General features: G+C 61.6%; 17 protein-coding genes, 1 pseudogene and 1 riboswitch. Of the genes and pseudogenes, 9 read left to right on the top strand and 9 right to left on the bottom strand.

What is annotated here, in order from left to right; translation table 11 throughout:
- Nucleotides 1–2 precede the first annotated feature (2 nt).
- Together N2597_RS10540 and N2597_RS10535 are read left to right on the top strand one after the other, a co-directional pair.
- Nucleotides 3–560, top strand: coding sequence for a DUF2059 domain-containing protein (locus tag N2597_RS10540; RefSeq protein WP_009995053.1), 558 nt, complete (start codon nucleotides 3–5; stop codon nucleotides 558–560).
- A 168-nt stretch (nucleotides 561–728) separates the two neighbouring features.
- Nucleotides 729–1,013 carry an acylphosphatase gene (locus N2597_RS10535; protein ID WP_183597608.1) on the top strand — a complete coding sequence of 95 codons (285 nt, stop codon included), beginning with the start codon at nucleotides 729–731 and terminating at the stop codon, nucleotides 1,011–1,013.
- A gap of 45 nt (nucleotides 1,014–1,058) precedes the next feature.
- Here the strand turns inward: N2597_RS10535 and N2597_RS10530 are convergent, their stop codons facing one another.
- Complete coding sequence (locus tag N2597_RS10530) at nucleotides 1,059–1,277, bottom strand: hypothetical protein (protein WP_038689316.1); 219 nt, start codon at nucleotides 1,275–1,277, stop codon at nucleotides 1,059–1,061.
- A 221-nt stretch (nucleotides 1,278–1,498) separates the two neighbouring features.
- Between N2597_RS10530 and gor the strand changes: the two genes are divergently transcribed.
- On the top strand, nucleotides 1,499–2,884 hold the full coding sequence (gor, locus tag N2597_RS10525) for a glutathione-disulfide reductase (protein ID WP_183597610.1): 1,386 nt from the start codon (nucleotides 1,499–1,501) through the stop codon (nucleotides 2,882–2,884).
- Between the two features lie 10 nt (nucleotides 2,885–2,894).
- Here gor and N2597_RS10520 read toward each other — a convergent pair whose 3' ends face one another.
- On the bottom strand, nucleotides 2,895–4,178 hold the full coding sequence (locus tag N2597_RS10520; protein ID WP_096761822.1) for a pilus assembly protein TadG-related protein: 1,284 nt from the start codon (nucleotides 4,176–4,178) through the stop codon (nucleotides 2,895–2,897).
- A 226-nt stretch (nucleotides 4,179–4,404) separates the two neighbouring features.
- On the opposite strand from N2597_RS10520, the gene N2597_RS10515 reads away from it, so the two are divergent.
- Entirely contained in the window at nucleotides 4,405–5,778 is a 1,374-nt protein-coding gene (locus tag N2597_RS10515; RefSeq protein WP_038689310.1) for a class II 3-deoxy-7-phosphoheptulonate synthase, read from the top strand.
- Between the two features lie 55 nt (nucleotides 5,779–5,833).
- Here the strand turns inward: N2597_RS10515 and N2597_RS10510 are convergent, their stop codons facing one another.
- Nucleotides 5,834–7,669: an ABC transporter ATP-binding protein gene (locus N2597_RS10510; protein ID WP_096761821.1), complete on the bottom strand. Its 1,836-nt coding sequence runs from the start codon at nucleotides 7,667–7,669 to the stop codon at nucleotides 5,834–5,836.
- Between the two features lie 282 nt (nucleotides 7,670–7,951).
- Here N2597_RS10510 and N2597_RS10505 point away from each other — a divergent pair, with 282 nt between their 5' ends.
- On the top strand, nucleotides 7,952–8,350 hold the full coding sequence (locus N2597_RS10505) for a GFA family protein (RefSeq protein ID WP_183597612.1): 399 nt from the start codon (nucleotides 7,952–7,954) through the stop codon (nucleotides 8,348–8,350).
- A gap of 102 nt (nucleotides 8,351–8,452) precedes the next feature.
- Here the strand turns inward: N2597_RS10505 and N2597_RS10500 are convergent, their stop codons facing one another.
- Nucleotides 8,453–8,926, bottom strand: coding sequence for a nucleoside deaminase (locus tag N2597_RS10500; RefSeq protein WP_096761820.1), 474 nt, complete (start codon nucleotides 8,924–8,926; stop codon nucleotides 8,453–8,455).
- A gap of 103 nt (nucleotides 8,927–9,029) precedes the next feature.
- A complete protein-coding gene (locus N2597_RS10495; protein ID WP_077989256.1) occupies nucleotides 9,030–9,560 on the bottom strand; it encodes a DUF1003 domain-containing protein in 531 nt (176 codons plus the stop codon).
- A 190-nt stretch (nucleotides 9,561–9,750) separates the two neighbouring features.
- Between N2597_RS10495 and N2597_RS10490 the strand changes: the two genes are divergently transcribed.
- Nucleotides 9,751–11,430, top strand: a complete 1,680-nt coding sequence (locus N2597_RS10490; RefSeq protein ID WP_038689304.1) for an NAD+ synthase — start codon at nucleotides 9,751–9,753, stop codon at nucleotides 11,428–11,430.
- A gap of 81 nt (nucleotides 11,431–11,511) precedes the next feature.
- Nucleotides 11,512–12,339, top strand: coding sequence for a TolB family protein (locus N2597_RS10485; protein WP_183597614.1), 828 nt, complete (start codon nucleotides 11,512–11,514; stop codon nucleotides 12,337–12,339).
- Here N2597_RS10485 and N2597_RS10480 read toward each other — a convergent pair.
- Nucleotides 12,336–13,403 (bottom strand): 3-deoxy-7-phosphoheptulonate synthase, encoded by a 1,068-nt coding sequence (locus tag N2597_RS10480; protein WP_183597616.1) that lies wholly within the window; start codon nucleotides 13,401–13,403, stop codon nucleotides 12,336–12,338. The two genes, N2597_RS10485 and N2597_RS10480, sit on opposite strands and share 4 nt — an antisense overlap.
- A gap of 371 nt (nucleotides 13,404–13,774) precedes the next feature.
- Nucleotides 13,775–13,960, top strand: a riboswitch (cobalamin riboswitch).
- 42 nt (nucleotides 13,961–14,002) lie between these two features.
- Here N2597_RS10480 and bluB point away from each other — a divergent pair.
- Nucleotides 14,003–14,692: a 5,6-dimethylbenzimidazole synthase gene (gene bluB, locus N2597_RS10475; RefSeq protein WP_183597618.1), complete on the top strand. Its 690-nt coding sequence runs from the start codon at nucleotides 14,003–14,005 to the stop codon at nucleotides 14,690–14,692.
- A 3-nt stretch (nucleotides 14,693–14,695) separates the two neighbouring features.
- Here the strand turns inward: bluB and N2597_RS10470 are convergent, their stop codons facing one another.
- The gene (locus N2597_RS10470; RefSeq protein ID WP_077989252.1) at nucleotides 14,696–15,793 is read right to left on the bottom strand and encodes a DUF2865 domain-containing protein; all 1,098 of its coding nucleotides are present in this window, start codon (nucleotides 15,791–15,793) and stop codon (nucleotides 14,696–14,698) included.
- A 102-nt stretch (nucleotides 15,794–15,895) separates the two neighbouring features.
- Nucleotides 15,896–16,552 carry a demethoxyubiquinone hydroxylase family protein gene (locus N2597_RS10465; RefSeq protein WP_183597620.1) on the bottom strand — a complete coding sequence of 219 codons (657 nt, stop codon included), beginning with the start codon at nucleotides 16,550–16,552 and terminating at the stop codon, nucleotides 15,896–15,898.
- 170 nt (nucleotides 16,553–16,722) lie between these two features.
- Between N2597_RS10465 and N2597_RS10460 the strand changes: the two are divergent.
- A pseudogene (locus N2597_RS10460) lies at nucleotides 16,723–17,257 on the top strand (ribonuclease H family protein).
- 29 nt (nucleotides 17,258–17,286) lie between these two features.
- Here the strand turns inward: N2597_RS10460 and N2597_RS10455 are convergent.
- A complete protein-coding gene (locus N2597_RS10455) occupies nucleotides 17,287–19,599 on the bottom strand; it encodes an NADP-dependent malic enzyme (RefSeq protein ID WP_183597623.1) in 2,313 nt (770 codons plus the stop codon).
- Between the last annotated feature and the right edge of the window lie 319 nt (nucleotides 19,600–19,918).

The raw sequence follows: 19,918 nt of genomic DNA, 5'->3' as shown, positions 1-19,918 counted from the left end.
TCATGATGAACATTGCAGGTCTTGGCCGTCTCGCCGCTGCGACCCTCGTTCTTTCCGGGCTTGCCTTCGGCTCCGCCGTCAAGGCGCAGGAAGTCTCCGAGGAACAGCTGAAGGCGTCTCGCGCCGCGATCGACGCCATCGGCGCCACTGCCCAGTTCGACAACATCCTGCCCGGTCTCGCCGAGCGCCTGAAGGCCGGCCTGATTCAGGATTCGCCAAACTACCAGGACATTATTTCCTCGACGGTCGACGAGCAGGCGCTGAAGCTGGCGCCGCGCCGCGGTGATCTCGAAAAGGAGGCGGCACTCACCTATGCCAAGACCTTTACGATCGACGAGCTGAAGGCGATTGCCGATTTCTATAATTCCGACGTCGGCAAGAAGCTGCTGCGCGATGGCCCGGTCGCCTCCCGCGAAACGGCCAAGGCTGCCGACATCTGGGCGCAGGGAATTTCGCGCGACTTGGAAAAGCAGAGCAATGCAGAGCTTTCCAAGGTTATCAAGGCACCGCCGCCGGCAACCGACAGTCCGGTCGCTCCGGCACCGGCCGCCCAGCAGTAACGACTGCTGGCCAGAATTCGCGAAAGCCCGGCATCGCCCGGGCTTTTTTGTTATGATGCATCGGAGCATGATGCCGAAAGTGTGAGCGGTTTCCGGACGACATCATGCTCTTTGGCCCATCGGGCCTAAAATCATCTAGAGCCGGTGGCGAAGGTTGGCGAGGCAGACATGTCCGATCGTTACGAGGCTGTGCGGGTACGAATATCAGGCAGGGTCCAAGGTGTGGGTTTTCGCATGTGGACGCGGGATGAGGCGCTGCGGCTCGGGCTGACCGGCTGGGTGCGCAACGAAGCGGACGGATCCGTCGCCGCCTTGATCGCCGGGCCGGACAATGCGATCTCAACGATAATCGAGCGTTTGAGGCGCGGGCCTGCAGGGGCATGGGTTTCTGGCGTGGAGAAGGAAGCGATCCGGCTTGATGAGATGCCGACGGATTTCCGCATCACAGGCTGATAGCGGCAATCCACCAAGGGCGGCCATCGCAGATGGATGTGACGCTCAGCCCCAATCCTTCGAGCTCTTGGCCAATTGCCATGCTCCTGTCTCGTCCGGCTCAACGCGCTTGTTGCCGCGGTAGAAAATCGGCAGTCCGGTTTTCTTGTCCATCGCAAAGCGGCTCGGTGTGAATTTCTCGTCTTCGTGGCCCTCGATGGCGAGATTCAGCGCCTCCTTGAATTTGCCGGCCTTGCACAGCTTGGCGAACTGAGTTTGATCCATCTTTTGCTCCGGCATCCTTTTGCATCTCAAGCATTGCCTGCCAGCCTCAGCTGGCTCGGTCAACCGTAAAACGGTGACCGGGTCAACCGTAAACGGTGACCGGTTCAGACCATGATTCGGCAATGGAGAGTCGGAAGACGCAGGAGCGGGGCTTTTGTTTTCATGAGGATCGCCCCTATATCAGGAACGTCCTTTCCTGCGATTCCCTTCCGGAGTTCCTCATGTCTTCCTACGACTACGACCTCTTCGTCATCGGCGGCGGTTCCGGGGGCGTGCGCACCGCCCGCGTTGCCGCCTCGCTCGGCAAGAGGGTGGCGATCGCCGAGGAATATCGCTATGGCGGCACATGCGTCATCCGCGGCTGCGTTCCGAAGAAGCTCTTCGTCTATGCCTCGCAGTTTCACGAGCATTTCGAGGATGCGGAGGGCTTCGGCTGGACGGTCGGCGAAAGCAGCTTCAACTGGAAGAAGCTGGTGGCGGCAAAGGATGCCGAGATTGCGCGGCTGGAAGGCCTCTACAAGAAGGGGCTCGCCGGCGCCAATGCCGATATCCTGGAAACGCGCGCCGAACTGGTCGATTCTCATACGGTCCGGCTTGCGAAAACAGGGCAGACGGTGACCGCAAAAACGATCGTCATCGCCACCGGTGGAAGGCCGAATCCACATGTCGCGCTGCCCGGTCACGAGTTCTGCATTTCCTCCAACGAGGCCTTTCATCTCGAGGAGCTGCCGAAATCAATCGTAATCGCCGGCGGCGGTTATATCGCCGTCGAGTTCGCCAATATTTTTCACGGTCTCGGCGTCGAGACGACGCTGATCTATCGCGGCGCCGAAATCCTGTCGCGTTTCGACGAGGATCTGCGGCGCGGACTGCACGAGGCGATGGTCGCCAAGGGCATACGCATTCTCTGCCACGACACGCTGCAGAAGGTCTCCAAAGGCGAGGGCGGGCTCACTCTGGAGACGATGAATAATGGCACGCTGCAGGCAGGCGTCGTCCTGCTGGCGCTCGGACGCGATCCCAACACCGAGGGGCTCGGTCTGGAGGCGGCCGGCGTCGCTGTCGACGAGCGTGGCGCCATCATCGTTGATGACTATTCCCGTACCAATGTCGAAAACATCTATGCCCTCGGCGATGTCACCAACCGGGTACAGCTGACGCCGGTGGCAATCCACGAGGCGATGTGCTTCATCGAAACCGAGTACAAGAACAATCCGACGAGGCCGGATTATGATCTGATCCCGACCGCCGTCTTCTCGCAGCCGGAAATCGGCACCGTCGGCCTCTCGGAAGAGGAGGCGGGCAAGCGTTACGGCGAACTCGAGGTTTATCGTGCTCAGTTCCGGCCGCTGAAGGCCACGCTATCCGGCCGGGCCGAACGCATGGTCATGAAGCTGATCGTCGATGCGGCGAGCCGGAAGGTGGTCGGTGCCCACATCCTCGGCCATGATGCCGGGGAGATGGCGCAGCTGCTCGGCATCACGCTGAAGGCCGGCTGCACCAAGGATGATTTCGACCAGACGATGGCGCTTCACCCGACGGCGGCCGAGGAGCTCGTCACCATGTATGCGCCGAGCTACCGCATTCGCGAGGGAAAGCGCGTCTAAGTCCAGTTCTTTAGCTGGTGATCCGTGGCGCGCGGATGACCTTGAGGAAAAGCGCCTTCATCGCATCGGTGATACCTTCGGTCGGCGACACCTCGAAATAGAAACCGGGCGAGGCGCATGCTTGCATTTTCGTCGGGATCTCGCCCTGGAAGGGCTTAATCCAGGTATTGTACCAACTGTTGCTCGGCAACGGCAGATAGGTGGTATAGAGCACGGCGATCTTGACGCCGCGATCCTTCAAGGGTTTGCAGAAAGAGGTGTCGATCGGCTCCTGACAGCGGCCACCGGTCGTCTTCTTGGTGCATGTGGACGGCTTGTAGCTGTCGCCGACGCCATCGGATACGAAGAACAGGATTTTTTCGGCGCTGGTATTCGACGTGCCGTCGCCGGCCGGGTCGATGATGGTGTTCATCTGCGTCATGGCGCTGTCGAAGTTCGTGATCTGGTCGCTATTGTAGTTCTGATAGGGAATGGTCATCAGATCGACCGAGTCGGTGTAGTTCTTCACCTTCGTCAGGTCAGAGGTAAGGCCGGAGATCGTCGTCAGCTTCGCGTCCTCGGCCTTGGTGCCGAAGGTGTAGACGCCCATACGGAACTGGTCGCTGCTGACGCGCTCGGTCTTGGCCGTGTCGGTCAGCGCCTGGGTCGCCTGGCGCACCACGTCGATGCGCATGGCGACACCGAGGCTTTTGGCTATGGTGTAGTTGTTGATGGTCTTGTCCATCTGGTGGCAGGCAAAGGCGCAGCCTGCCTTGGCCTCCAGCTTGGAAACGTCGTCCGGGGTCGCGCCGACGCCCATGGAGGGCGTATTGTCGAGCAGGATATAGAAATCCATGAAGGCGGCGGTCTGGTATTCGGCAGTCGCCGTGCCGGAAATTGTAATCGAGTCCCGGCCAAGAATCTGCATGAAGGTCGTCGGCACCGTCGCAGTGAATGAGACCTGCGAATTCAGCTTGTTGGCGGTCTTCGTGACGTCGATGCCGAGATCGACCTGGACCTCGGCCAGTTCCCCTGACATCTGCGACATGAAGATGTTGCGCGCGTCGGTCTTGCCGAGCGAGACCGTGCCGTTGCCGTTCATCGCCATCGCTGCTGCGACCGCGCCGGATTTTTCGGCGATCGAACCGACGGCGGCGGCATCGGCAGCGGCATAAAGCTGGGTTCTCAGGCTCAGCGCATGGGCGAAATCCACCGCCATGCCTGCCGTCCCGAGAAGCGGCACCATCAGCAATGCCGTCATGATGCCGAAATTGCCCGAGCGGTCCGATATGAAACCGGACGGAAGGATCGCCATGCCATGTCCCCGATGTGAAACTCCTTTCGGTTCTACCTGCAAAGTCTAAAATATGGGGAAAGCGACATGGTATATGCCGGTTTAACCGGGAAATGGCCGACTGCGGCGGCCAGACGAGACGCTTTGGGCGATTGATCTTTGCAAGCCGGATCTAAAGGTCTATAAGCCGCCGGATTATCAAGGGTAGGCCGCATTCCAGGAACTGGGGCGAGAACAGGTGAGTGAGATGGCAGAGAATTGGACCCCGAGCAGCTGGCGGCAGAAACCGATCCTGCAGGTTCCCGAATATCCGGATGCAGCCGCTTTGGCGGCAACGGAGGCCACGCTCGCCAGCTATCCGCCGCTCGTTTTTGCCGGTGAGGCGCGCCGCCTGAAGAAGCATCTCGCCAGTGTCGCCGAAGGCGACGGCTTCCTGCTGCAGGGCGGCGACTGTGCCGAGAGCTTCGCCGAACACGGCGCCGACAATATCCGCGACTTTTTCCGCGCTTTCCTGCAAATGGCTGTTGTCCTGACCTTCGGCGCACAGTTGCCGGTCGTCAAGGTCGGCCGCATCGCCGGCCAGTTCGCCAAGCCGCGTTCGTCGAATGTCGAGAAGCAGGGCGACGTGACGTTGCCGGCCTATCGCGGCGACATAATCAACGGCATCGAGTTCACCGAGGAGTCGCGCATTCCGAACCCGGAACGGCAGGCGATGGCTTACCGCCAGTCGGCCGCGACTCTGAACCTTCTGCGCGCCTTCGCGATGGGCGGTTACGCCAACCTCGAAAACGTGCATCAGTGGATGCTCGGTTTCGTCAAGGACAGCCCGCAGGGTGAGCGTTACCGCAAGCTTGCCGACCGCATCAGCGAAACCATGGATTTCATGAAGGCGATCGGCATCACCTCGGAAAACCACCCGAGCCTGCGCGAGACCGATTTCTTCACCAGCCATGAGGCGCTGCTGCTCGGCTACGAGGAGGCGCTGACCCGCGTCGACTCCACCTCGGGCGACTGGTACGCCACATCAGGCCACATGATCTGGATCGGCGACCGCACGCGTCAGGCCGACCATGCGCATATCGAATATTGCCGCGGCATCAAGAACCCGATCGGGCTTAAGTGCGGCCCCTCGCTGCAGGCCGATGATCTGCTGCAGCTGATCGATATCTTGAATCCGGCTAATGAAGCCGGGCGGCTGACGCTGATCTGCCGTTTCGGCCATGAGAAGGTCGCCGAAAACCTGCCGCGCCTCATCCGCGCCGTCGAGCGCGAAGGGCGCAAGGTGGTCTGGTCCTGCGACCCAATGCACGGCAACACGATCACGCTCAACAACTACAAGACTCGTCCCTTCGAGCGGATTCTTTCCGAAGTCGAAAGCTTCTTCCAGATCCATCGCGCTGAAGGCACGCATCCGGGCGGCATCCATGTCGAGATGACCGGCAAGGACGTGACGGAATGCACTGGTGGTGCGCGCGCCGTCACCGCCGACGACCTGCAGGATCGCTACCACACCCATTGCGATCCGCGCCTCAACTCCGACCAGGCGCTCGAACTGGCCTTCCTGCTTGCCGAGCGCATGAAGGGCGGCCGCGACGAGAAGCGCATGGTCGCCAACGGCTGAGACAGCCGAAAGGAATGACGAAAAACCCGGCGTGATGCCGGGTTTTTTATTGTCTTCAGATGCTGGCCTGAACGCTGTGCAGATTGGCGTAAACGCCGCCTTGCGCCATCAGATCGTCATGCGTCCCCTGTTCGACGATGCCGTCGCCCGTCAGGACCAAGATGCGGTCGGCATGGCGGACGGTCGAGAGGCGATGGGCGATGACCAGGGTGGTTCGGCCGTTCGCCAAGCTCAGCAGCGCCTGCTGCACCGCCCGTTCGCTTTCATTGTCGAGCGCGCTGGTCGCCTCGTCGAAGATCAGAATCTCAGGATTCTTGAGGAAGGCGCGGGCGATGGTGATGCGCTGGCGCTGGCCGCCGGAGAGCTTGACGCCGCGCTGGCCGATATCGGTATCATAGCCCTGGGGCAGGGCGATGATGAAGTCGTGCGCATTGGCGGCCCGGGCCGCCGCTTCCAGCTCGGCATCGCTGGCGTCGGGCCTGCCGTAGCGCAGGTTTTCCGCAACCGAGCCGGCAAAGAGGTAGACATCCTGCTGCACTACCCCGACATGGCGCCGGAGCGAGGCCAGTGTTACATCTCTTACATCGGTGCCGTCGATCCGGATCGTCCCGGCCGCGACATCGTAGAAGCGCGGTATGAGGGCGCAGAGCGTGCTCTTGCCGACGCCGGAAGGGCCGACCAAAGCGACGAACTCTCCGGGGGCGATGGTCAGCGACAGCCGCTCCAGTACACGCGGGCCATCGGCCTCGTAGCCGAAGGAGACGTCGGAGAAACTGATCTCGCCCCTTGGTGCCGGCATCGGCCGGGCGGCCGGCCGGTCGGTGATATCAGCGGCAATTTCCAGGATTTCCATGGCCCTGATGAAACCGGTATAGCCCTCCTGCCAGAGCCGCACGAGATTGGCGAGCCGCTGCACCGGATCGACCAGCACGGCGACGCAGAGCAGGAAGGTCAGCATGTCGGGAACGGTGAGATCCGCCGACAGGATACGCAATCCCCCGACGATGATCACCAATATCGTCACGAGCTGGGCGAAGGTTTCCGTGCCGACCGAAAACCAGGCCTCGCTGCGGTAGCCTTCGGCGCGGCTTTGCAGGAAGCGCTGGTTCTGTACGTCGAAGCGCTGCCTTTCCAGTGCCTCGTTGGCGAATGACTGGACGACACGAATGCCTGCCAGAGCGTCCTCGACCCGCTCGTTGACGGCAGCGATCTGCCGCTTGCTGGCTTCGAGCGCGCGGTTCATGCGCCGGTTGAAATAAAGGGCATAAGCCACTGCCACAGGGGTCAGCAGCAGGATAAGGCCGGCCAATGGCGGATCGATGAAGAACAGCACCAGCATGGCGCCACCATATTTCAGCACGGCGATGGAGAGATCCTCGGGGCCGTGGTGAAAGAGCTCTCCCAGCCACAGGGAGTCGTTGGTGATGCGGCTCATCAGCTGGCCGGTGCGCTGGCGATCGTAGAAACTGAAGGAGAGTTTCTGGCAATGCTCGAAGAGTTCCTGCCGGACCGTCGCCTCGATACGGGCGCCCATGACGTGGCCGCGATAATCGACGAAAAAGACCGCGGCGATCTGGACCGCCAGAACGGCCAGCATGACGCCGCCCATCACAAGGATCTGGGTGAAGGCCTGCGGCGCATCGGGCAGGGCCAGAAGCCGGCTGGTGACGATATTGGCGCAGAGCGGAAGGGCCACCGCCGTGCCTGCGACGAGGATGGCGCAAAGCAGATCCGCCAGCAACAGAGGCAGATGCGGGCGGTAGTAGGAGAGAAATTTTCGCATGCGCAACCAGCGCCGGCTGCGATCGGCGGCGGGGTCGTTGAGGAGGAATTTGAGGAAGGCGTTATGGCGTCGCGAGCTTTTCCTCGCGCGGGAGAACGGAATATTCATGAGGCAGAATGTCCTTGTGGGCGATGTTTCCTTTCTGTTTGGACAGGGTCGCTCTCATGTCAGTCTCCCAGGCTTGAATGGTTGAGCCCTCAGTATCACCGCGAACCGGCATCAATTCAACGCGGGGACGGTTAGGAGGTCGGCGGGTGTTGTCGATGGGCAACACCAGAGGGTTGTCCCTCGATGTCAGCGAGCTTCAAGATTTCTGATCTTTCATTGAACGGAATGGATTTGACGCAGGATCCGAAGGGCGGCAACGTTCTGAAAAATGGAGGAGTGGTCATGACCGAACGGCATACAGGCGGCTGCCTTTGCGGCGCCGTGCGATATTCGATTACGGGCAAGCTCGGCCCCGTCGTCGGCTGCCACTGCTCGCAATGCCGCCGGCAGACGGGGTTCTACTATGCCGCGGTCAACGTGCCGCGCACGGCTTTTTCGGTCGAAGACGCCGATACGGTGCGGTGGTATCGGTCGAGCGGCAAAGCGCAGCGCGGCTTCTGTTCGAATTGCGGATCGGCGCTGTTCTGGCAGGGAGACGAAGCGGTGGAGGTTTCGGTCCTGGCCGGAAGCTTCGACGAACCGAGCGGCCTTGTCTTCAGTCACCACATCTACTGCGCCGACAAGGGCGATTTCTATGAGATATCAGACGGACTGCCGCAATATGACAGGTATCCCGTCTAGGCTCAGGACCTATTCATTCCGGCCGCTCGACTGATACGTCCACACCTTCTTGTCAGCCATCCGCATCCCAGCCGCCATCGTCTGGCTGAACGAGCCCTGAACCTAAACCTTGCCCAGGTGCTTGGGCCAGAATTCCTGGTGGACTTCGGCGGCTTCGTCTTCGAGGCTTGTCGGGCCGACCACGGTGACGGCCCGCGCGCCGCTCTGCAACACCGCCCGACTGGGCACGTTCAACCCGATCCCGGCAATCTCGCCGAGCCGGGTTTCGGAGCAAGCAAACACCATATGTCCGATACCCGACCAGTAGATCGCCCCGGAGCACATGGCGCATGGCTCGGTGCTGGTGTAGAGCGTGCAGTCCGCGAGAAATGCCGGATCGTAGTGCTTCGCCGCTAGTTTAACCAGGTTCATCTCGGCGTGGTTTGTCATATCGTGGCCGGTGAAGACGCTGTTTTCGGCGCGCAGGATGACGTCGCCATCCCTTACCAGTACCGAGCCAAACGGTTCGTCGCCTTTTGCCATCGCGGATTTCGAGAGCGCAATCGCCTCGCGTAAAAACGGTTCGTGGTTGTCCATCAGAGTCCCCAAAAAGCTAGAGTGGGATGATCTTCCCCCGGATCAGATGGATTTCCAAGGGCTGCAAGCGTCCTTCTTGCTTTTTAATCAATGAGTGCCGAGCTTAGCTTCTCGCAGCAAGAGCGGCGGTCAGGCGAGCGACATCCTCGCGCAGCGCCTTCAACTCGGTCAGTACGCTCATGTCGATCTTCTGGTGTAGCGAAAGTACTTCGAGCTCGGACTTCAGATTGACTTCATAATCCTTGGCGGCCTCGAAGCGGTCGCGTTCGGCCTGGCGGTTTTGCGACATCATGATGATCGGCGCCTGGATGGCTGCGAGCATCGAAAGGATCAGATTGAGGAAAACGAAGGGGTAGGGGTCAAAGGCACCGCTTGCGAGAACGACGGTGTTGATCACGGTCCAGACGGCGAGGAAGGCGAGGAAAGCAATGATGAAGGACCAGGAGCCGCCGACACGAGCGATGCCGTCGGCGACACGCTCGCCGAACGAAGCTTCGGCGGAGAAGGCGGCATTGACGTCGGTCGAGATGATCTTGCGCTCATGCGTTTTCGCCAGCACGTGTTTTTCGACAGCGCCGAGTTCATCGGCCGGCTTGCCGAAATGATGGTGCACGAAGTTCGAAAGATTATTCATGGCCTTTTTCCGATGCCCGTTATCGATGCAGTGGATTTCGGCGCCAGTATTCTGCTCCGCCAGGAAATTGCAATGCGGATCGTTGCCGCAAGGTTTTGATGCAGCCGTTCACAAAAATTTCGTCGACGCGATGCAACGCTTTGACAGCGAACGTGTTGCGGTAACGGAAGGCGCAGGCTAAATAAATGACATGACACAGGAAAACGCTCTTTCTGGAATCTTCCGCATCGCCATCGGCCAGCTCAACCCAACGGTCGGTGATGTGGCCGGCAATCTTGCCAAGGCGCGCGAGGCCCGCGCCGATGCTGCCCGGGAGGGTGCGCATCTGCTCGTCCTGACCGAGCTGTTTATCTCCGGCTATCCGCCGGAGGACCTGGTGCTGAAGCCGGCCTTCATCCGCGCTTGCTGGAAGGCAGTTGAGAGCCTGGCCGCCGATACCGCCGACGGCGGACCTGGGGTCGTCATTGGTTTTCCCCGGCAGGACGAGACCGGGCGCTATAACTCCGTCGCTGTGCTCGACGGTGGCAAGGTCGTCGCGGTGCGTGACAAGGTCGATCTGCCAAATTACGGCGAGTTCGATGAGAAGCGCGTCTTCCATCAGGGTGCCATGCCGGGGCCGGTCAATTTCCGCGGAGTGCGCCTGGGCATTCCGATCTGCGAGGATATCTGGGGTGAGCTCGGCGTCTGCGAGACGCTGGCTGAAAGCGGCGCGGAAATCCTGCTGTCGCCGAATGGTTCTCCCTACTACCGCGGCAAGGTCGATATCCGTCATCAGGTGGTGCTGAAGCAGGTGATCGAGACCGGTCTGCCGCTGATATATGCCGCCCAACTCGGCGGCCAGGACGAGCTCGTCTTCGACGGCGCGAGTTTCGCCTTCAATGCCGACAGGTCGCTTGCTTTCCAGATGAGCGAGTTCGAGACGGCGCTTGCGGTGACGACGTGGAAGCGCGGCGAAAGCGGCTGGCACTGCGCCGAAGGGCCGATGGCGCGTATCCCCGAGGATGAGGAGGCCGATTACCGCGCCTGCCTGCTCGGCTTTCGCGATTACGTCAACAAGAACGGCTTCAAGACCGTCGTGCTCGGCCTTTCCGGCGGCATCGACTCGGCGATCTGCGCGGCCATCGCCGTCGATGCGCTCGGCGAGGAGCGGGTGCGCACCGTCATGCTGCCCTACCGCTATACATCGGAGGATTCGCTGAAGGACGCGGCCGATTGCGCCAAGGCGCTGGGCTGCCGCTACGACATCGTGCCGATCGAGCAGCCGGTGACGGGTTTCAGCAGTGCGCTTTCCGATCTCTTCGAGGGCACGGAGAGCGGCATCACCGAGGAGAACCTGCAGAGCCGCGCGCGCGGCGTCATCCTGATGGCGATCTCCAATAAGTTCGGCGCGATGGTGGTGACGACGGGCAACAAATCGGAAATGTCGGTCGGTTACGCCACGCTCTATGGCGACATGAACGGCGGCTTCAACCCGATCAAGGACCTCTACAAGATGCAGGTCTATGCGCTGGCCCGCTGGCGCAACGAGAATGTGCCGCCGAGTGCGCTGGGGCCGTCGGGCGAGGTGATCCCGCAGAACATCATCGACAAGGCACCGTCCGCCGAGCTGCGTCCCGATCAGAAGGACCAGGATTCGCTGCCGCCCTATCCTGTTCTCGACGATATCCTCGAATGCCTGGTCGAGAAGGAGATGGCTGTCGAAGAGATCGTCGCACGCGGCCATGATGTGGCGACCGTTCACCGCGTCGAGCACCTGCTCTATCTGGCCGAATACAAGCGTCGGCAGTCGGCGCCGGGCGTGAAGATCACCAAGAAGAATTTCGGCCGCGACCGGCGTTATCCCATCACCAACCGGTTCCGTGATCGCTGAAGCGATCGAGACCGTTACCCAATCGAGATCGTTAGGATGATCGGGATCGCTAGCACGATCGAGAGGTCAGGAGGAGCATTGATGCGCAGCTCGGTCGAGATCTACAATGTCAGGACGGGCAGGGCGCGTGAGGTGTGGCAGACAGATCGGCTGGTGGAAGCGCCGAATTATGCTCCCGACGGCTCCTATCTGCTGCTGAACGGTGACGGGCTGCTCTTCCGGCTTCCGCTCGATGGCGGCGAGGTTGTTCAGGTCGATACCGGCTTTGCCGTCAACTGCAATAATGATCACGGCATTTCCCCCGACGGCACCGAGATCGTCATCTCCGACAAGAGCGAGTTCGGCAAGTCGGCTATCTATATCCTGCCGATCGACGGCGGAACGCCGCGGCTCGTCACGAAAAATCAGCCCTCCTATTGGCATGGCTGGTCGCCGGATGGCCGCCAGCTCGCCTATTGCGGCATCCGCGACGATCTCTTCGACATCTATACGATCTCCGTCGACGGCGGCGCCGAAACGCGGCTGACGCATGGCGAGGGCCGCAATGATGGGCCGGATTATTCCGCCGACGGGCAATGGATCTATTTCAACTCCAGCCGCACCGGCCTGATGCAGATCTGGCGCATCCATCCCGATGGCACCGGCCTCGAGCAGGTGACTTCGGACAATTACGGCAACTGGTTCGCCCATCCGGCGCCCAAGAACGACAAGGTGCTGATCCTGTCCTACGACCCCAGCGTTTTCGATCATCCCCGCGATCTCGACGTGCGGCTGCGGCTGATGGACATGGATGGCGGCAATCTGAAGACTTTGTTCGAGCTTTTCGGCGGGCAGGGCACGATCAACGTGCCCTGCTGGTCACCAGACGGCGAAGAATTCGCCTATGTCAGATACTTCCCGGCCGGTTAAGCTGCGGCCGCCGCCTTGCGCCGTTCGCGGGCGGAAACGGCGAGGTCTTCCAGCACGGCGACCGACATATCCCAATCGATGCAGCCGTCGGTGATGGACTGGCCGTAGACGAGCGGCTTGCCGGGGACGAGATCCTGGCGGCCGGCGACGAGGTTGCTCTCGATCATCATGCCTTTGATGTGGCGATTGCCTGCGGTGATCTGTGCGGCGACGTCCTTGACCACATGCGGCTGGTTCATCGGGTCCTTGTTGCTGTTGGCATGGCTGGCATCGATAAGGATGCGCGGGAGAACACCGAGCTTGACGGCTTCGCCGACGACAGCTTGAACATCGGCCGCTTCATAGTTCGGCCGCCTGCCGCCGCGCAGGATGATGTGGCAGTCCTCGTTGCCCTTTGTTGAGGCAATGGCAGCCTGCCCGTCCTTGGTGACGGCGGGGAAGTGATGCGGCTGCGAGGCGGCGAGGATGGCATCGAGCGCGACGCGTGCGCCGCCATCCGTGCCGTTCTTGAAGCCGATCGGGCAGGAGAGGCCGGAGGCGAGCTGGCGATGGATCTGGCTTTCGGTCGTGCGGGCGCCGATCGCCCCCCAGCTGACGAGGTCGGTAATGTATTGCGGCGTGATCGTCTCGAGGAATTCGACACCGGCGGGCAGGCCCATCGCATTGATGTCGAGCAGCAGGCGCCGGGCAATCCGAAGCCCTTCCTCGATGCGGTAGCTGCCATCGAGATGCGGGTCGTTCATCAGACCCTTCCAGCCGACCGTGGTGCGGGGCTTTTCGAAATAGACGCGCATGACGATTTCGAGATCACCGGAGTAGCGCTGCCTCTGTCGCACCAACCGCTCGGCATATTCGCGGGCGGCGGCAGGATCGTGGATAGAGCAGGGGCCGATGACGACGATCAGGCGGTCGTCCTTTCCCTCCAGAATCTTATGGATCGCATTGCGGTTACTGGTCACCGTCTCGCTGACGTCAGCGGTTCGGGGAATTTCCGCGAGGATATCGGCGGGTTTGGTCAGTGGGGTGATTTCGAGGATACGCAGATCGTCGATGGTATCGGACACGGTGTGGCTCCTGTTTGGTCATACCGTGCGGAAACAAAAAAGCCGCCAGGTAGACTAGCGGCTGTTCGGGTTGTCGTCGCGTCGACTTCAGTTACGCATGGACCCGCATCCGCTGGGAGCAGCGGTACCAATAAAATCGCGAGGCGTAGACGGAAGTGATCGACATGCGGCGTGTTTAGCGTGGCGGCCTCCCGTTGTCACGCAGAATCTGGCGGCCTGAAAGAGGGCTCCGGCGTGCAGCAATCCGTCTTCTGGCGGCAAGTTTCTTCAATGCATTTGCAAGCGTGGTCGTGACCAGCTGCTGGCTGTGCACTGGCCCGTCAGCGGGCAAATCGCTGTGCTGCCGGCGCTTGCCCGCGAAGTGCTTTCCTGAAATAGATGCTTCGTCAGGTGCCCGCTTTCGCGCGGGAGAATCGGGAATCCGGTGGAAGACCGGAACGTGCCCAACGCTGTAAGGCCGACGCCTGCCGCTTCATCATGCCACTGGCTTTTGCCGGGAAGGCTGCGGCAGACGGATGACGCCGAGTCAGAAGACCGGCCTGGCAAGATAGACCCAACCCGCGCGGACGGCGGGCGGTTGCGTTGTTGGGGATTTGACGATGCGACCCTTTGATGAGGATGCCATGTCGGCGGCACCCGGTTTTTCTCTGGCCGAACGCGAGGCCGTGTATCACGCGATCATGACGCGACGCGACGTGCGCAGCCAGTTCCTGCCCGATCCCTTGCCGGACGATGTCGTGGCGCGGCTCTTGACGGCCGCCCATCACGCCCCCTCCGTCGGCTTCATGCAGCCGTGGAACTTCATCCTGGTGAAGAGCGAAGCCGTGCGGGCGCGCATCCGGGACGCTTTTGCACAGGCCAACGAAGAGGCGGCACTGATGTTTGACGGCGAGCGGCGGCAGGCGTACCGCTCTCTCAAGCTCGAAGGCATCGTCGAGGCGCCGCTCGGCATATGCGTTACCTGCGATCCCACGCGCAGCGGCAGCGTCGTGCTGGGCCGCACGCACAATCCGCGGATGGATAGCTATTCGACGGTGTGCGCCATCCAGAACCTCTGGCTTGCGGCGCGCGCCGAAGGAATCGGCATCGGCTGGGTCAGCATCTTTCGCGAAGGCGAGCTGAAAACCATTCTCGGCATACCCGATCATATAGAGGTGGTCGCCTGGCTCTGCGCAGGCTTCGTTGACCGGCTGTATGACGAGCCGGAGCTTTCCGTCAAAGGCTGGCGCCAGCGCCTACCGCTCGAGGAGCTCGTCTTCCACGATGGCTGGGGACGGAGCGAGCCGTAGCGGTCACTGCTGTTGCGGCTGCGGGCCAGGTGTTGCCGGGTTGGCAAGATCGATCGAACCCTGGTCGCCTGCGAGGAATTGCGGGCCAACCTGCCGGACCTTGTTTTGCGCAGGGTCATAGGGACGCTCCGGGACTGACGGCCGGGGTGCCGTTGGCGCAGCCGCGGTATCTTTCGCCGGCGGATTGGTGCGGATCGTCGTGATCGAGCTCTGCTGCTGCGGTTCGCTCAGGGCCTGCTTGCCGCGCATCTCTTCGTAATAGGCGGCGAGATTGCAGGCGCAGGCATTTTTCTCGCCGGGCGCGCGGTTCTTATAGGCGAAGGCGTTCTGCATAGCGCTGTAGGGTGTGCCGGTTGCCACCGAAATCATGTTCGCGGCTTCCGTGCTCCTTACGTCGCGATAGAAAAGCTCGGTCTCGATGCCGGGGCACATCTTGGCGCAGGTCTCAGCATCGCGGCCGAAATCGACCGAAATGGCGTTCGAGCTGATCGGGAAGAAGCCGCCGTCGCAGCTGCGCACGCAGATGGTGCTGACCGGCGACATCATCTCGGCCCGCGGCAGGTCATAACGCGGATCGAACTCTTCACCGCCGCCGAGCGGAATGAAGGTATCGCCGCGCATCGCCTGTTCCTCGATGCTCGGGGCAGGATCGTTGGCGCTGCGATCGGACGGGGCGTAGAAATTCTCGCTGTTGCAGCCATTGCGCTCAAGAGCTGCCATCAGTTCGCGGCGCCCGCCGTCATCACCGCCCTGACTGCGCAGTTCGGCGCGACGATCCTGGAGATAGCGGATATTGTCGATCATCCGGGCTTCGGCCTGCGAGAGCTCGTCGCAATAATCGGCATTCTCGCCGCCGATCACCACCATGCTGCCCGAGGTGCAACCGTAGCTGCGCAGGTCGTTGCGGACCTTGCGCAGCTCGAGGTTCTGCTCGGCGATGGCACCAGCAAACTGGCGCGCTTCCAGACCATTGCCGTTGCCGATCGATCGCGGCAGGTCGGCGAGGCGACCGCGCAGGTCGTCGCAGATGGCGCTCGTCTGCGCGGCGACGGGCGTCGCGAAGGCAACGAGAAGCACAAAAGACAGGTTTCGGCGTTTCACGGCGTCGTCCCGGAATGAGCAAACGGTTGGTGGTCGAATGCGACGTCACTTCGCCGCGCGTTTCCTCTTAGCGTGTTTCTCTTAATAAGCTCAGAGAAATTCTTAGCGTATTTTCGCGATCTTATCCAGCAGAGGCCGGCGATTCCACGCGTCGCGCCAGACGTCGCTCGCGGACAGATCCGGTCGCGGACTGTCAGATCTGCTTCGAGCGCGCCATTTCGAGAGCCAGATCATCAAATCGGTGAGTGCGGCGATGACGGGCAGGAGCAGTGTGTGGCTCATTCCGCGTGCGGTCTGGTTTTTCTCGGCCTCCCTGAGATGAGCCAATTCTTCCTCTTGAATGGAGGCAATAAGGCCATGAAGCTCGGGGTCTCCGGCCGCCAGAAAGGCCAGTTGATCCTCAAGGTGACGGTGAACAGTGCTTTCAACCGCCTCGGTACAGATCCAGACCATGTTACGTCCACCGAGGGCAGTCAGGAAACCCAGCAGGTAACCGCCGAGGCTCCAGAATGCCATGACGCGGCATGGCCTGGCCTTCCTGGACGGCATCGCGTCGCGAAACAGGCGGCAATGCTTGATCTCGTCATCTCGCATATCGCGGAGTGCAGGAACGATGTCGGGAAACAGCCTACGGGCCATCCAGATCTGTGCGCCATAAATGCGTATTGCGCCGAATTCGCCAGCATGATTGACCTTGAGAATACGACGTACGGTTACGGTTCGATCGCGCTTACCGGCGTTGCTCAACGGATTGTCCATGATCCACGCTGCCCCATAGTTCCCCCCTCGGCAATAGGCACCACTGCCGCTACTATCGTCAAATGGTCGACACAATCGACGGGGTGCATTCCGCGTCAAGCGGCGCGCAGACCGTCGCGATAGGCGCTGGTCTGGGCGGCGAGCGTAGCAAAGGCGGGAGCGAGGCGAGAATGATAGGCATCTTTAACGAACTTAGCTTGCCTGGAGCAACCGGCCGGATGCGCGAAGCTCAACACGGCCTTCACATCTTCGTAGACGGTTGTTACGAACCCGGTTCCCAACACGGCGGCTGGGCATTTGTCACCTATCGCGATGCAGTGGAGATCGCCTCCGGATTCGGTGGCGTCCAGGAGTCGGCCAATAATTCGATGGAATTGACCGCCGTCCTGAAGGCCGCAATCTGGATCAATAGCGAAGCAGCCGGCGAAGCTGCGACCATCTGGTCCGATTCCGTCTATGCCGTCAAAGGCTGCAACAGCCGGCGACATATCTGGGAAAAACAACGGCTGGAAGAAAAGCAGCCCGAATGGAAATGCTCGAAGGCGAACGATCGACAATGCGGAACTGTGGAAGGCAGTCGATCTTCAGCTATCCCAGAACGCCCTGGTGACCGGTACCTGGTGCAAAGGCCATTCCGGCATTGTCGGCAACGAACGCGCCGATGCGCTCGCGGACGAAGGGCGCCTGTCGATCCGGGCTGTGTGATATTTCTCGCCGGGTTGCGAGCAGCCGGCTTATGCCGGCTGCGATGCCTCGACGACGGCCAATGCCGCCATGTTGACGACGCCGCGGGAGGTGACGGAGGGCGCGAGGATATGGGCGGGCATGGCGGCGCCGAGCAGGATCGGGCCGACATGCAGTCCATCCGTCATCGATTTGACCACGCCGAGCGTGATGTTGGCGGCGTCGAGGTTCGGGAAGACCAGCAGGTTTGCCTCGTCGTGCAGCGTCGTGTGCGGCATGACGCGCTTGCGAAGGGCTTCGGTGATGGCGCTTTCACCGTGCATTTCGCCATCGACCTCGAGATCGGGCGCGGCGTCGCGCACGAGCTGCAGGGCATTGCGCATCTTGGTGGCGCTTTCGGATTCGCGCGAGCCGAAGTTGGAATGCGAGACGAGGGCGGCGCGCGGGGTGATGCCGAAACGGCGGATTTCCTCGGCCGCCATCACCGTCGCCTCGGCGATCTCTTCGGCGCTCGGATTGAAGGTGACGTAGGTGTCGGTGAAGAAGGTGGCGCCGCGCTGCGAGATCATCAGGCTGAGCGCGGAGAAATCGCGCACGTCCTTGCGCTTGCCGATGATCTGGCGCACATCGCGCAGATGCTTTTCATAGCGGCCTTCGAGGCCGCAGATCAGCGCATCGGCTTCGCCGCGCCTCAGCGCCAGCGCGCCGATGACTGTCGTGTTGGTGCGCACGATGGTGCGGGCGGCTTCCGGGATGACGCCGCGGCGGCCGACGAGCGAAAAGTAGAGATCGACATATTCGCGGAAGCGCGGGTCGTCTTCTGGATTGATGACCTCGAAATCCTGCAGCGGGCGAATGCGCAGGCCGTAGCGCTTGAGGCGCGTTTCGATGACCTGCGGACGGCCGATGAGGATCGGTTTGGCCAGGCCTTCCTCAAGTAGCACCTGGGCGGCGCGCAGCACGCGCTCGTCTTCGCCTTCGGAGAAGATGACACGCTTGCGCTCGGCAGCCTTGGCTGCGGTGAAGATCGGCTTCATGACGAAGCCGGAGCGGAAGACGAAGCGGTTCAGCTGATCGAAATAGGCGTCGAAATCCTGGATCGGGCGGCGGGCGACACCGCTCTGTTCGGCGGCCTTGGCGACGGCCGGCGCGATGCGCAGGATGAGGCGCGGATCGAAGGGCGAGGGGATCAGATAATCCGGGCCGAAGACCGGGGTCTCGCCGGAATAGGCGCGGGCGGCGACATCGGACGGCTCTTCGCGGGCAAGCGCTGCAATGGCACGCACGGCCGCCATCTTCATTTCCTCGTTGATCGTCTCGGCGCCGCAATCGAGCGCGCCACGGAAGATATAGGGGAAGCAGAGGACGTTATTGACCTGGTTGGCGAAATCCGAGCGGCCGGTGCAGATCATCGCATCCGGACGGGCGGCGCGGGCGAGATCCGGCATGATCTCCGGCGTCGGATTGGCAAGCGCCATGATCAGCGGCATGTCGGCCATCTGCGCCAGCAGCTCGGGCTTCAGCACGCCGGCGGCCGACAGGCCGAGGAAGACGTCGGCGCCGCCGATGTTTTCAGCCAGTGTACGCGTGTCGCTCTTCTGGGCGTAGACGGCCTTCCACTCATCCATCAGCTCGGTGCGGCCCTCATAGACGAGGCCTTCGAGGTCATGGACCCAGATGTTTTCGCGCTTGGCACCGAGGGTTACCAGCAGGTTGAGACAGGCAAGCGCGGCGGCACCCGCGCCGGATGCGACGATCTTGACGTTCTCGATCGCCTTGCCGGCAAGTTCGAGCCCGTTCAGGATCGCGGCGGCGACGATGATCGCCGTGCCGTGCTGGTCGTCGTGGAAGACCGGGATCTTCATCTTCTCGCGCAGGCGCCGCTCGACCTCGAAACATTCCGGCGCCTTGATGTCTTCGAGATTGATGCCGCCGAAGGTCGGCTCCAGCGAGCTGACGGTCGAGACCATCTGCTCGACGCTTGCGGCGTCGATTTCAATATCGAAGACGTCGATGCCGGCGAATTTCTTGAAGAGCACGGCCTTGCCCTCCATGACTGGCTTCGAAGCCAGCGGGCCGATATTGCCGAGGCCGAGCACGGCGGTGCCGTTGGAGATGACGGCGACGAGATTGGCGCGGGACGTGTAGTCGGCCGCCGTTTCAGGGTTGTCGCGGATGGCAAGGCAGGGGGCGGCGACCCCCGGCGAATAGGCGAGCGCCAGGTCGCGCTGGTTTCCGAGCGGCTTGGTCGCCTGGATCTCCAGCTTGCCGGGGCGGGGATAGCGGTGGAAGAAGAGCGCCTGCTCGTCGAGATCGCCGCTCGTCAGGTTCTTGTCCGTCTTGGATTTATCCTGGTGATCCATTGCCGCCTCCGTGCACGTCTTTTTCTGGAGTTCCCTCCATACATCAATCGGATACCGGCGACAGTATGGAAATCGGGGATGGACGAAGTTTTCGTCGAGAGGGTGTGCCGTGGATACCCCCTCTGCCCTGCCGGGCATCTCCCCCACAAGGAGGGAGATCGGCAGGAGGCTGGATCATCGTTCCCTCTCTACGCATCGGCATATTCGTGCGGTAATTGTTTGAGCAAGCCATCGCGCCCATCCAATCTCCCCACCTGTCGGGGAGATGCCCGGTAGGGCAGAGGGGGGTATCCACGGCACACCTAAAACGTTCTTTTGC

Source organism: Rhizobium sophoriradicis, from assembly GCF_025200795.1.
Classification (GTDB): Bacteria; Pseudomonadota; Alphaproteobacteria; order Rhizobiales; family Rhizobiaceae; genus Rhizobium; species Rhizobium sophoriradicis.
The sequence above is the reverse complement of the archived record's forward strand: the minus strand, read 5'-3'. Positions and strand labels throughout refer to the sequence as shown.